The following is a 13,666-nucleotide window of genomic DNA, read 5'->3' as shown; positions in this document are numbered from 1 at the left end:
GCGTTTTAAATTACAAACGAACTCGCTCAACCACTTGGTCGACAACTTCATCAAGTGAGGTTGCACTAACATCAGTGTCGGTGGCATCACTGACATTTGTCAATACAATAACACCCGTTTCACGTAACAATCCAATCTGCTCAGCCGTTAAATCAGGCTTGGCAATTGCCACCACACCCTGTTGAATCAGCAAGCTTTCAAGCGCCTGAGATTGCGAAAGTACAGAAGCATCAATGCCGATCACAGCAGGCTTTTGCCCCAAACGCGCAGCTCGGTCTTCGGCAGTCACTGGTGTACTGTGTGCAGTCCACTCGACCGCTGCTTCGACCATACCCGCACCTACGGTGACGTTACTTAATCGGTCAATAAAAATAAACGAACCGGTATAACGCGAGTCTTGGTAACGATCAAACACCACAGCCGCATCGAACTCGACTGTTACATCGGCAATCCCGTTCAGTTCAAGCTCATCGACCTGAGAATGCTCAAGAGTATTCACATTCACACGATAATTAATCGCGGTGACTTTTGCAGGAACGGTTTGCGTACCAATTTTTACATTGTATAACTTACCTTTTACCAGTGGATGTTCATTCATCCATACCAGTGATGCGCGCACGCTACGTGAAATAAGTGGCTGTTCGCCTGCGCGAACCAACACATTACCACGTGAGATATCGATTTCATCGTTGAGTGTTAATGTGACCGCCTGACCAGCAAAAGCTCTGTCGAGGTTACCATCAAAGGTCACAATTTCTTTGACACTGGATTTTTTACCCGATGGCAAAGCAACAATTTCATCGCCTACATTAATTTCGCCTAACGCGATAGTACCAGCAAAGCCACGGAAATCGAGGTTTGGACGGTTCACATATTGCACTGGGAAACGGAACTCGTGCTTGTTCGACTCACGCTTGATTTCGACCGATTCAAGAATGCTCATCAAGGTTTGGCCGTTGTACCACGGTGTGCTGGCCGATGGGTTAACCACGTTATCGCCGTTTAATGCCGAGATCGGAACAAATTGGATATTTTCAGGACGACGATTGCCAAGCTGATTGACGAAAGCATCGTATTCCACCTGGATTTCATTGAAGCGTGCTTCAGAAAACTCGACCAAATCCATTTTGTTAATAGCCACAATAATATTGCGAATCCCCAAAAGGCTTGCAATAAAACTATGACGACGTGTCTGGGTTTGTACACCATAACGCGCATCAATCAAGATAATCGCAAGATCGGCTGTCGATGCACCTGTTGCCATGTTACGTGTATATTGCTCGTGCCCTGGAGTATCTGCAATGATGAACTTACGTTTTTCTGTCGAGAAATAACGGTACGCAACATCAATGGTAATTCCCTGCTCACGCTCGGCCTGCAAACCATCTACAAGCAAAGCCAAATCTGGCGCATCACCGGTGGTTCCCACTTTCTTACTGTCGCGGGTTACTGCTTGTAATTGATCTTCATAGATCAATTTTGAATCGTAAAGCAAACGACCAATGAGGGTACTTTTACCGTCATCGACGTTACCGCAGGTTAAAAAACGCAATAAATCTTTTTGTTCGTGTTGCTTTAAATAAGCCAAAATATCTTGGCTAATAAGATCTGATTGATGAGACATTGCTCAAACTCCACACATTCTGAAATCTAGTTGCTTAGCAACGCTTAGAAATAACCTTCCTGCTTTTTCTTTTCCATCGAGCCGGCTTCATCATGGTCGATCATACGACCCTGACGCTCCGAACTGGTGGCCAAAAGCATCTCTTGGATAATCTCAGGCAATGTGTCTGCCTCAGACTCAACCGCGCCTGTAAGCGGGTAACAACCCAGCGTACGGAAACGCACTGATTTCATTTGCGGAACTTCACCTTCTTTCAGACGCATACGTTCATCGTCTACCATAATCAGTGTGCCACTGCGTTCAACCACAGGACGAACTGCCGAGAAATAAAGTGGCACGATGTCGATATTTTCGAGGTAAATGTATTGCCAGATGTCTAGCTCGGTCCAGTTCGATAACGGGAACACACGAATACTTTCGCCCTTGTTCACTTTACCGTTGTACAAGTTCCATAGTTCTGGACGCTGATTTTTTGGATCCCAACGATGTTTGCTGTCACGGAACGAATAGACACGCTCTTTAGCACGTGATTTTTCTTCGTCGCGACGCGCACCACCAAAAGCAGCATCGAACTGATATTTGTCCAGCGCTTGCTTTAAGGCTTGGGTTTTCATGATATCGGTATATTTCGAGCTGCCCTGATCGAACGGATTGATTCCCGCTTCACGGCCTTCCTTATTTTGATGCACGATCAAATCAAAGCCATGTGTTTTGGCCATGTTGTCACGAAACGCGATCATGTCTTTGAATTTCCAGCCAGTATCGACATGCAATAGCGGAAACGGTAATTTTGCAGGGTAAAAAGCTTTGAGCGCCAGATGCAGCATTACCGCAGAGTCTTTACCAATCGAATAAAGCATTACCGGATTTTCAAATTCGGCAGCAACTTCGCGAATAATATGAATACTTTCAGCTTCAAGCTGCTTGAGATGGGTTAATCTATCTTCAGTCATGAGCACCACCTTTCCAGTCCGATTTATTCATCACGTCGCATAGTAGTTTTTCGCCACTACTTGCGCCACCATATGGAGGAACGAGTGCCATAACAACTCCAGTTTATAAATATCAACAGAACCAACCAGATTGGCTTTATGCTAGATCTGGGAATAGATATTCATTATAGTGATGTAAAAAGCTTTTGCTTTGCATGTTTTTTCATAAACATATCTAAATTCATCATAAACAACATGCAATTTTGAGCTTAAACCACTATGCAGATTAAAAAAACCTATTATGCCGTAGCCCTATTCTGCTGCCTACCCGATTTTATTGATAAGCATATCAGCATGAGACATATTTCAGCTTCAAACGAGAAGTTATGACAACAAAAATTATGCTTGAGATCATGGTGATTGGTTTAAAAAAATAAAACCCCGAGCTACACAATATTTATGCAGCGTCACACAAAAGATACAGCGCCAGATTTAAATTAATCATAAGCTTAATTTTAGCTGAAATCTTTGCTGTATAAATGTAACCAATAATCATTTCATTTTTCAAACCCGCTAATATGCAAAGTGAAAACAAGATCATTCAAGGATTTCACCGTTCATGAAAAATACATTGAAAACAACACTTTTAGTTATTGCTGGTTCAGTCATGAGTGTTTCTGCTTGGGCAGAATTCAAACAAGCACCTTTGCCATATGCGACCAATGCGCTACAACCTGCTATTGATCAGCAAACCATGGAGCTACATTACGGCAAGCACCATAAAGCGTATGTAGACAACTTAAATGCTCAAATCAAAACCTACCCAGAACTGGATAAAATGGATCCGGTTCAGTTACAAAAGCAGATTTCAAAATACAATACGGCGGTACGTAATAATGGTGGTGGACATTTTAACCACACCTTTTTTTGGGAGAGCCTTGCACCTGCCAATAAAACAGGACAACCCAGTGCAGCTTTAACCAAACAGATCACCCAAGATTTTGGCTCTATGGATGCCTTCAAACAAAAATTCAATGAAGCTGCAACCGGACGTTTTGGATCAGGTTGGGCATGGCTGATTGTGACCCCAGAAGGAAAGCTGGCGATTACATCAACACCAAATCAGGACAATCCATTGATGGATCTGACCGAAACCAAGGGTCAACCTTTGTTGGGACTTGACGTATGGGAACATGCCTATTACTTGAAATACCAAAACCGACGTGCCGACTATATTAAAGCGTTCTGGTCTGTGGTGAACTGGAATAAAGTGAATGAACGCTATATGCAAGCCATGAAAAAATAAGTTGAAAAAAAAGAGTTTCTACAAAGAAACTCTTTTTTTTGCTACGCAGAAAAACGCTTAGGCATCTTTACGGCGCATATGCGGGAACAATAAGACGTCACGGATACTTGGTGCATTGGCAAACAACATCACCAAACGGTCAATACCGATTCCCTGACCTGCAGTTGGCGGTAAACCATACTCAAGTGCTTCAATAAAGTCTGCATCGTAATGCATCGCTTCATCATCACCCGCGTCTTTTTCTGCAACTTGTGCCAAGAAACGCTCTGCCTGATCAATTGGATCGTTTAACTCAGAGAAACCATTCGCCAGCTCACGTCCCCCGATAAAGAACTCGAAGCGGTCTGTAATATGCGGATTATCATCATTACGACGAGCCAAAGGCGACGTTTCAGCTGGATATTCGGTAATAAAGGTTGGTTGACGCAACTGTGTTTCCACTGTTTCTTCAAACACAATCGTTTGCAATTTACCTAAACCAAAACTTGGCTTCACCTGTTCTTTTAACTCGTCTTTTACAAACTGAGCCAAGAACTCGCGATCCCCAACATTTTCAGCTGTGAATTGTGGATTGTGCTCCAAAATCACATCAAACATTGAAATCTTTTTAAACGGACCTTTAAAGCTAAACACTTCTTCGCCATACGGCACATCGGTGCTACCCAAAATATCCAGCGCCAGTTTTTCCAGCATGTTTTCGGTTAATTGCATCAGGTCTTTATAATCTGCATAAGCCTGATAAAACTCGATCATGGTAAATTCAGGATTATGACGCGTCGAAACTCCTTCATTACGGAAGTTACGGTTAATTTCAAACACACGCTCGAATCCACCCACCACCAAACGCTTTAAATACAACTCTGGTGCGATACGTAAATAAAGCTCCATATCGAGTGCATTATGATGCGTAACAAAAGGTTGTGCTGAAGCGCCACCCGGAATTACATGCATCATTGGCGTTTCGACTTCCATAAAACGCTCATTGGTTAAGAAGGCACGAATGCCTGCAACCACTTTGGCACGGATTTCAAAGGTCTTACGCGTTTCTTCATTGACAATCAGGTCGAGATAACGCTTGCGATATTTCGCTTCGGTATCGGTCAGACCGTGAAATTTGTCTGGTAACGGACGAAGTGATTTGGTCAATAGCTCAAAACCTTCAAGGTGTACATACAAATCACCTTTACCAGAACGACCAATATAACCTTCGGCTGCAATAATATCGCCAAGATCAAGGTTGCTCTTAATGGTATCTAAGGTTTCTTGCGGCAAGCCTTTGCGGTCGACATAAAGCTGGATACGACCCGTCATGTCCTGAATCACCATGAACGAGCCACGATTAAGCATGACACGACCCGCAACTTTAACGTAGGTCTTTTCGGCGCCTTCAATCTGCGCTTTGTCTAAATCTTTAAACTGTTCTTGCAAGTCAGCCGCATAGTGCTCACGTTTGAAAGTATTTGGCCAGACACTTTTGCCAGATGCCTTGGCATTGTCTTGAATCTGTTTTAACTTGGCATGACGCTGTGCAATTAAATCGTTTTCGGAAATAATAGGTTCGGAAGTCGATTGAACGTTTGGTTGCGTCATCTCTGCCTCGATAAGATAAAAAAATGAAGTCGTATAGCTTAACAGAACTCGTTACAATTTCGTATGTCTTCTTTACGCCCGCACATGAAAAAAGTTATTTTCGCTTACATTTTTGTTGAAAAATCGCGTAAATCTTAGACCAAACGCTAAGATAAATTTGAAACATCACTCGGTAAACTAATGATTATTCGATCAGGTCTGGATAGATCCAATGCCTTGAAATCTCTTTCGTTAGCATGAGTCTATATAATCATAATGATGTTACCGCGTTTAAAAATTTTATTTATGCATGGCCTAGATTCTTCGCGTGAATCGACAAAATTCCATGCCATTCAAAGCGACAATAAGTTCTGTATTACGATTGACTACCGTAACCTGAACTATGAAACTGTTGCGGACTTTTATCAGAACATCGTACTGACCATCAAGCCTGACGTATTGGTCGGACACAATTTGGGCGGCTACTGGGCCTTAAAACTGTCTTCGCAGTTTAAGCTTCCTGCAATTGTGGCCAATCCGAGCATTGCGCCGAGCTTTCGTGAAGATTATCCAGCGCTGGCTCTACAAGAACTCGATAACGACAACCCCAAAATTGCCTATTTAGAGCTTGGAGATGAAACGCTTGACATGTATGAAATTAAAAATTTGCTCGAAGATTATATGTTGGTCGATGCCATTGAAGGCGGACATCATCGTTTAGAACATCCAGCGAAACTCAACACGCTCATTGAACATATTAAAAACGAGTATTTTCAGCCTTTACGCTAAAGAAATAGACAAACGTAACGAATAAAAACCAAACAAATCCGCCTGATAAAAGGTGGAATTGCCCAAATAACATCAGTTTTGTCCTGATCAGCCATTTTACTTTTATTATGAAAGATTAAACTCGTGTATTCACTTTACTTAGATGTCGAACTGCGCAAGAATCTAAGCCAATATGAACACCGGTGATGTTTATATTCAAAGTCATGATTAGATCATATGGAATTGTTTTACTGAAAGGCAGCTGACGCGAACTTATCAGGTTGGAGAATCAAATGAAAAAATATCAATGCATCGTTTGTGGGTGGATTTACGACGAAGCTGAAGGCTGGCCACAAGACGGCATTGCACCAGGAACCAAGTGGGATGACATTCCTGATGACTGGACCTGCCCAGACTGCGGCGTTTCAAAAGCCGATTTTGAAATGATCGAAGTTTGATTATTTATTTTAAAAGACCATGTCCGTTTACATGGTCTTTTTGATTGAATCTGTTTTACTAAGTTTTGGAGAAAAAGAATGCATCCTATCGTCATCATTGGATCAGGCATGGCGGGTTATACCCTTGCTCGTGAGTTTCGCAAGTTAAATCCTGAACAGGCATTGGTCATGATTAGTGCGGATGATGCAGTCAATTACGCCAAACCAACCTTATCGAATGCCTTAGCAGGTAACAAGGCACCTGAGCAAATTCCGTTAGGTGATGCAGCGAAAATGAGTGCTCAGCTTTCGATGGACATTTTGTCCGATACCGTTGTAACAGCCATAGATCCAGATCAACATGAACTGACTTTAGAACACAACGGACAAACACGCCAACAACCCTATTCCAAACTGATCTTAGCCGTAGGTGCCAATCCAATCCGTCTGGCGATTGGTGGTGATGCAAGCGATGATATTCATGTGGTCAATTCATTGATTGATTACCGGGCTTTTCGAGAACGCCTTGCAGAGCGTGATGATAAACGTGTGGTCATTTTAGGTGCAGGACTCATTGGCTGTGAGTTTGCCAATGACTTACAGCATACGGGGCATCACGTTACCGTGATTGATCTTTCTGAACGTCCATTGGGCCGTTTGTTACCTGCACATGTAGCTGAAGCATTTCAGAGTAAGCTTGAAGCGAGCGGTATTCAGTTTGTTCTTTCGACCACCGTTGAGAAAGTTTCAAAAACGAATGACAATCAAGACTATATGGTAACTCTCGCCAATGGACAAACGTTGCTTGCCGACGTTGTACTTTCCGCAATTGGTTTACAGCCCAATATCGATTTAGCCAAACAGGCGGGAGTGACCACTAGCCGTGGCATCTTAACCAACAGTTTGCTTGAGACCAATCAAACGGATATTTATGCCATTGGAGACTGTGCTGAGGTCAATGGGACGCTCTTGCCTTATGTCATGCCGATTATGCAACAAGCACGCGCACTGGCCAAAACCCTTAACGGCGAGACCACGCAAGTGCATTATCCAGCCATGCCTGTGGCGGTAAAAACACCAGCTGCACCGTTAACCGTTTTACCTGCGCCAGTCGACGTAGACGTGAATTGGGAAACTGAAACCTTTGAAGACGGTATGCTCGCTAAAGCGGTGGATAGCTCAGAAACGTTACGTGGTTTTGTTCTGCTTGGAGCAACTGCTGGTAAACAACGCCTAAGCTTAACCAAATTGGTACCTGACTTAATGCCCGCACAGGCTTAGATTTTTATTATCAGGGCATTCAGGGGAATGTCCTTTCTTTACGGAAATAAACATGAATCGTGCTTTGCAGTTTAGCGCTTCGCCGTATACCGCCTTTATGCATGAAACCAAAGTCAAACTCAGTAACGACTTGGAACTGCATGTTGAGGTGGGTGGTAATCCGGCTCATCCTCCCCTACTGTTAATCATGGGCTTAGGCGCCCAAATGCTATTCTGGCCCGATTTTTTCTGTAAATCCCTTATCGATCAGGGCTTTTACGTGATTCGCTTTGACAACCGAGATATTGGTCTGTCCTCTAAAATTCGCAATAAAGGCAAACGGCTAAACACCCTTAAGCTCATGGGACGTTTTGCACTCGGGCTTGAAAATCAAGGTGCACCTTATACTTTATATGATATGGCTGAAGATGTTGCCCTGCTTATCGAAGCCATGCATCTAGATCGGGTGCACGTGGTCGGCGCATCAATGGGTGGCATGATTGCACAGATTTTATCTGCCAAATATCCTGAGAAAGTTGAAAAGTTGGTCCTGATGTTTACCAGCAATAATCAGCCTCTATTACCGCCTCCATTTCCAAAACAACTATTTAGTCTAATTGGTAAGCCCAAAAGCACCGATGAAGATGGTATTATTAATCATAGTCTGAGATTATTCGAAATTATTGGATCACCGGGATATGTGAATCAGGTCGAAGCAATACAGACTGCGCGTAAACTGTATCAACGAAGTTATCACCCTGCGGGTGTACTTCAACAGTTTTTAGCAATATTATGTACGGGGTCCTTACTACAACTAGACAAACAGATTACTCAGCCCACCCTTGTGGTACACGGCTCGAAAGATCGGTTGTTACCTCCTAGTCATGGTAAGGCTGTTGCAAAAGCAATTAAAGGCGCTAAGTTTGAATTAATTGATGGAATGGGACACGATATTCCGCCCCATTTTATTCCTCAGCTTAGTCATTTGATTGCGAATCACTTTAGATCATAAGCATTAGGACATTATGGCTGCATTACCCTCCCTAAGACAGCTGTCATATTTAGTAACACTGTCGGAAACATTGCACTTCACTGAAGCAGCACGCCGCTCGTTTGTCACTCAATCGACACTGTCTGGCGGCATCATGGAATTAGAACGCTTGCTTGGTGGCGTACTGGTTGAACGAGATCGTCAAAACGTGCGTTTAACACCTTTAGGGGAACAAGTCGTTGCACGCGCCCGAGTCCTGTTAGCAGATGCTCAAGATCTGATGCGACTGAGCCGTGAAATGAGTGAGCCGCTGACTGGTGATCTTCATCTTGGTATTATTCCAACGATTGCACCTTTTATCTTGACGCAACTACTTGAAGAAGTGCATAAGCAACTGCCAAAAATTCAGTTGCATCTGCACGAAGCACAAAGTGAAAAAATTGTTGAACGTCTTGAACACGGCAATTTAGACATGGTGGTGCTGGCACTACCGTTCGATACGCGTGGACTCAAAGTTGTCGATATTGCCAAAGAAAACCTGTTCTTGGTCTGCAACAAACACGATAAGCATGCGTCTTCGGCGCAGTCTCTCGATGACCTCGATTTATCACGTTTGATGCTGCTCGAAGAAGGTCATTGCTTACGTGATCATGCACTCAGTGCTTGTCCGGTTGGTGAACGTAAAAATGACAATCGCTTAAAAGCCAGTTCACTTCCTACACTCGTAGAAATGGTATCTTCAAATCTTGGCTTTACGTTATTGCCAGAAATTGCAATCAATACGCATATGCTCAAGTTTAACGATGACTTGATGGTGAAAGAAATTGAAAATGCACCAAGTCGTGTTCTTGCATTGATTACACGTAAGAGCACACCGCTTCAAAGCGAATTTGATGTGATTTTAGATATCTTAAAACGTATCACATCGTCATTAAGCGATTAATACACCCAGTTAAAATAAAAAAGGAGCCCGTTTAAGGCTCCTTTTTTTATGAGAGATTAATTAAGCAAATAGTGAAATCAGGGTTTGTTGGGCATTATGCAGTTCTTCCCCTTCTTTTGCCTGTTCGCGTATCCATGTCCCATCTCCTTGAAGTAACCATGCTTGCTGATTATCTTTGAGGTAATTCACCAGACCTTGCTGATAAATTCGCTTTTTCAGCGCAGGGTCTTCAATCGGGAAACATGCTTCAACACGATTAAATAAATTACGATCCATCCAGTCTGCACTTGAACAGTAAATTCGGGCATCACCATTGTTGCTAAAGTAATACACGCGGGTATGCTCAAGGAAACGGCCTACAATTGAACGCACACGGATATTTTCCGACAGCCCCGGTAAACCTGGACGCAAACAGCAAATCGAACGAATAATTAAATCGATCTGTACGCCTGCTTGTGATGCTTCATACAATTTATTGATCAGCTGCATTTCGGTCAGTGCATTGACCTTGACAATAATCTGCGCCGGCTTACCTGCTTTGGCATTGGCAATTTCATCGTCAATATAATTGAGGAGTTGAGCGTGTAAGGTAAAAGGTGCATGCAACAACTTTTTCAGTTTGGCCATTTTGCCCATACCAGTGAGTTCCTGAAAAATGCGATGTACATCCTCACACAACTCTTTGTCTGTGGTCATGAGGCCATAGTCGGTATAAATCCGTGCATTACCAGCATGGTAGTTCCCCGTGCCTAAGTGCACATAACGTACCAGCTTGTTATTTTCACGGCGTACCACCAGAATCATTTTGGCATGGGTTTTATAACCAACAATGCCATATACCACCACCGCACCGGCTTCTTGCAACACATTTGCCACCGCAATATTTGACTCTTCGTCAAAGCGCGCACGCAATTCAATCACTGCCGTTACTTCTTTACCGTTACGCGCTGCTTCAACCAGCACTTGGACAATTTCTGAATCGGGACCACTACGATAAAGGGTTTGCTTAATTGCCAAAACCTGTGGATCACGCGCAGCTTCACGCAATAAATTAATTACAGGTGCAAACGATTCAAACGGATGATGCAGTAAAATGTCCTGTTTTTGCATGGCAGCAAAAACATTCTCAGACTTTTTAAGCACCTTTGGAATAACAGGTGTGTGCGAGTCATAACGCAAATGTGGACGTTTGAAGTTTGACAATAAACGGGCCAAATTGACTGGACCTTCCACCTTATAAAGCTGATCTTCATCCAGATCAAATTCTTCGAGCAGATAGTTATAAATATGTTTTGGACAGTTTTCTGTTACTTCTAAACGTACGGCTCGACCAAAGCGGCGGGAACTCAGCTCACCTTTTAGTGCTTTAGCCAAATCTTCAACATCTTCATTGAGTGCCAAATCTGCATTTCGTGTAACACGGAATTGATAACAGCCCGTTGCGGTCATGCCCGGGAACAGATCAGACACATGTTCATGGATAATAGCAGACAACATCACATGATGTTCTTTACCTCCTGTAAGCTCGTCGGGTAAACGAACTACACGCGGTAGTGAACGCGGCGCCGGTACAACTGCTAAGTCAATTTGACGGCCAAAGGCGTCTTTACCTTCGAGCGTAATTACAAAGTTGAGACTTTTATTGACCAAACGCGGAAATGGATGTGCAGGGTCTAAGCTGATTGGGGTGAGTACTGGCGCAACCTGCTCTTGAAAATATTTTTTCACCCATGCCGATTGTGCAGGGGTAAGTTCGCCACGGCGCAAGAAACAGATATCTTCGTCACGTAGTTTTGGCAATATTTCTTCATTTAAGATACGGTATTGACGCTCAATCGCGGCATGTGCTGTTTGTGAAATTTGCTCAAGTACCTGTTTAGGCGTCAGACCATCAGGGCTTCGGCTTTCGTTACCCAAATCTAGCTGCTCTAGAATACCGGCCACACGAATTTCAAAAAACTCGTCAAGATTTCGTGAAAAAATCAGTAAAAAATTCATGCGCTCGAGCAAAGGATGGAGCGGATCAACCGCCTGTTCTAAAACCCGAAGATGAAAATCTAAAATGGATAATTCACGATTAATATATCGATCGTTGTAAGTATATTCTACTGGTGTCGTTGTTATCGCAGTATTCATGCGCCAACCCTATCTACAAAAGCTTCGTGATTGAATTAGTATGCTTCAAAATTATTTCAATTACATAAAAAAACGCACTAAAAGTACGTTTTTTATATTCATTACACATCTCGATTCTTAAGGAATTTGACTGTAGCGCATATATTTTAGTGTAAAGCGCTGTTTAAAACGAAATTTGGCGTCGTTTCGGTTGTTTTGATAGTACTTTGGATTGGGTAGTAAGGCAGCCAAAAACGCAGCTTGTTCTCGGCTTAAGTTTTTAGCACTGCGGTTAAAGTAATATTGAGATGCCGCCTCTACACCATAAATATGTTCACCAAATTCAACCGAGTTCATATACACTTCTAAAATACGCTGCTTCGACCACATTCGCTCCATCATCCAAGTCGCAATCGCTTCTTGGCCCTTGCGCAAAAAAGAACGCTGATTGAATAAAAATAGATTCTTGGCCAACTGCTGCGAGATAGTCGATCCACCATTGACCACTTCACCTGATTTTTCATTTTTTTCTAAAGCGTACTGAATACCATCCCAGTCAAAACCATGATGCTGCAAAAACTTGCCATCTTCGGCAGCCACTACTGCTCGCTTGAAATTATTACTAATATTGTCGTAGTCACGCCAATGGTGTTGAAGCGGTTTAGAGGGCTCTGACCACGATGCAATGCGCATAAACATGCTGGTATTGACAGGCTGCGTGCGCCACCATACTAAACTTGCAAAAATCCAAAGTTGAACCAGAAGTACAACACTGACAAGTGCCAAAATAACACGTACAAAAAAACGTTTCATGTCAGCGCTTTTCTCCAGAGAGTTTGTAGTTTCATGCTAAGCTACTTTATCGCTCTTATTGAATGATTACAAAAGCATAGCATGACTGATCTAAGACCACCTCAGATGAATCGTAAACTTGACCTCTACAGTTGGTGGATTACGGCTGTACTGATCATGATAAACGTGGGTTTATTTGTCTGGCAGATCATGCATGGCGTAGATGCCAGTAACCCGACCACAGCCGATGCCATTTACTGGGGAGCCGATTTTGCGCCGCTCACCTATCTTGAGCAACCGGCTCGTCTGTTTACCAGCATGTTTTTTCATTTTGGCTTGATTCATCTTATGCTGAACATGTGGGCATTGTATGTGTTTGGCAACATTGCCGAACAACTACTCGGACGCGGGTATTATCTGGGCCTGTATATTCTGGCCGGACTGGCCGGGAGTCTGCTCAGTGGTTATATCTCCATTCGTGACAGTTATGCACTACTTGAAAACTTTGATCCAAGTTTACTGCCCCATGTGGGAGCCGGTGCCTCTGGCGCGGTGATGGGGCTTGGCGGCGCACTCACAATACTGGCCATATTACCTGCATTGCCGAGGCAACGTTTTATTCTCGACAAAAAAGCGTTATTGATCATTATGGCGATTAACTTGGCCTTTGGTTTCATGGCAACCGGCATCAATAACGCTGCGCATATTGGGGGGATGCTGATGGGCGCATTACTGGCACTGATCTGGTATGTGGGGCAGCGCTTCGCCGTGAGCACAGTGGCAAAACTTGTCGGCTTAGCCACGGGGAGTTTATTGTGCTATTTAGCTTATCAATACTGTCTCAGTTTGTTGGCGCCTATTTTAGAGCTGTGGCAACACATTCTGATGCAAATGAAAAGCCAGCTTAATCTATAAGCTGGCCCATTGAA

Annotated in this window: 12 protein-coding genes; 7 read left to right on the top strand and 5 right to left on the bottom strand. The window is 43.3% G+C overall.

All coding sequences use genetic code 11. The features are described from left to right. Window positions 1–10: 10 nt before the first annotated feature. Both cysN and cysD read right to left on the bottom strand, forming a co-directional pair. Entirely contained in the window at window positions 11–1,624 is a 1,614-nt protein-coding gene (cysN, locus tag KCV09_RS01340) for a sulfate adenylyltransferase subunit CysN (protein ID WP_004946169.1), read from the bottom strand. Window positions 1,625–1,668: 44 nt separating this feature from the next. Next, window positions 1,669–2,577, bottom strand: coding sequence for a sulfate adenylyltransferase subunit CysD (gene cysD, locus KCV09_RS01335; protein WP_004936081.1), 909 nt, complete (start codon window positions 2,575–2,577; stop codon window positions 1,669–1,671). A gap of 598 nt (window positions 2,578–3,175) precedes the next feature. Between cysD and KCV09_RS01330 the strand changes: the two genes are divergently transcribed. Next, entirely contained in the window at window positions 3,176–3,862 is a 687-nt protein-coding gene (locus KCV09_RS01330) for a superoxide dismutase (RefSeq protein ID WP_212515423.1), read from the top strand. A 57-nt stretch (window positions 3,863–3,919) separates the two neighbouring features. Here KCV09_RS01330 and lysS read toward each other — a convergent pair whose 3' ends face one another. Next, the gene (gene lysS, locus KCV09_RS01325) at window positions 3,920–5,452 is read right to left on the bottom strand and encodes a lysine--tRNA ligase (RefSeq protein WP_212515422.1); all 1,533 of its coding nucleotides are present in this window, start codon (window positions 5,450–5,452) and stop codon (window positions 3,920–3,922) included. Window positions 5,453–5,707: 255 nt separating this feature from the next. On the opposite strand from lysS, the gene KCV09_RS01320 reads away from it, so the two are divergent. From KCV09_RS01320 to oxyR, 5 genes are all read left to right on the top strand, one after another. Continuing rightward, entirely contained in the window at window positions 5,708–6,220 is a 513-nt protein-coding gene (locus tag KCV09_RS01320) for a YqiA/YcfP family alpha/beta fold hydrolase (RefSeq protein WP_004936072.1), read from the top strand. Between the two features lie 272 nt (window positions 6,221–6,492). Continuing rightward, window positions 6,493–6,657, top strand: coding sequence for a rubredoxin RubA (rubA, locus tag KCV09_RS01315; protein ID WP_004946157.1), 165 nt, complete (start codon window positions 6,493–6,495; stop codon window positions 6,655–6,657). 78 nt (window positions 6,658–6,735) lie between these two features. After that, window positions 6,736–7,917, top strand: a complete 1,182-nt coding sequence (gene rubB, locus KCV09_RS01310) for a rubredoxin reductase RubB (protein WP_212515421.1) — start codon at window positions 6,736–6,738, stop codon at window positions 7,915–7,917. Window positions 7,918–7,969: 52 nt separating this feature from the next. Continuing rightward, window positions 7,970–8,908 carry an esterase EstB gene (gene estB, locus KCV09_RS01305; RefSeq protein WP_004936062.1) on the top strand — a complete coding sequence of 313 codons (939 nt, stop codon included), beginning with the start codon at window positions 7,970–7,972 and terminating at the stop codon, window positions 8,906–8,908. A gap of 13 nt (window positions 8,909–8,921) precedes the next feature. Then, a complete protein-coding gene (gene oxyR / locus KCV09_RS01300; protein ID WP_004936057.1) occupies window positions 8,922–9,830 on the top strand; it encodes a LysR family transcriptional regulator OxyR in 909 nt (302 codons plus the stop codon). Window positions 9,831–9,890: 60 nt separating this feature from the next. On the opposite strand, the gene ppk1 is transcribed toward oxyR, so the two are convergent. Together ppk1 and mtgA are read right to left on the bottom strand one after the other, a co-directional pair. After that, window positions 9,891–11,966 (bottom strand): polyphosphate kinase 1, encoded by a 2,076-nt coding sequence (gene ppk1, locus KCV09_RS01295; protein WP_212515420.1) that lies wholly within the window; start codon window positions 11,964–11,966, stop codon window positions 9,891–9,893. Window positions 11,967–12,083: 117 nt separating this feature from the next. Continuing rightward, window positions 12,084–12,758: a monofunctional biosynthetic peptidoglycan transglycosylase gene (mtgA, locus tag KCV09_RS01290; RefSeq protein WP_004936051.1), complete on the bottom strand. Its 675-nt coding sequence runs from the start codon at window positions 12,756–12,758 to the stop codon at window positions 12,084–12,086. An 81-nt stretch (window positions 12,759–12,839) separates the two neighbouring features. Between mtgA and KCV09_RS01285 the strand changes: the two genes are divergently transcribed. Further along, entirely contained in the window at window positions 12,840–13,652 is an 813-nt protein-coding gene (locus tag KCV09_RS01285; RefSeq protein ID WP_212515419.1) for a rhomboid family intramembrane serine protease, read from the top strand. Window positions 13,653–13,666: the final 14 nt, after the last annotated feature.

Origin of the sequence: Acinetobacter soli (assembly GCF_018139125.1) — a bacterium.
In the GTDB taxonomy this organism is placed as follows: Bacteria; Pseudomonadota; Gammaproteobacteria; order Pseudomonadales; family Moraxellaceae; genus Acinetobacter; species Acinetobacter soli.
The sequence above is the reverse complement of the archived record's forward strand: the minus strand, read 5'-3'. Positions and strand labels throughout refer to the sequence as shown.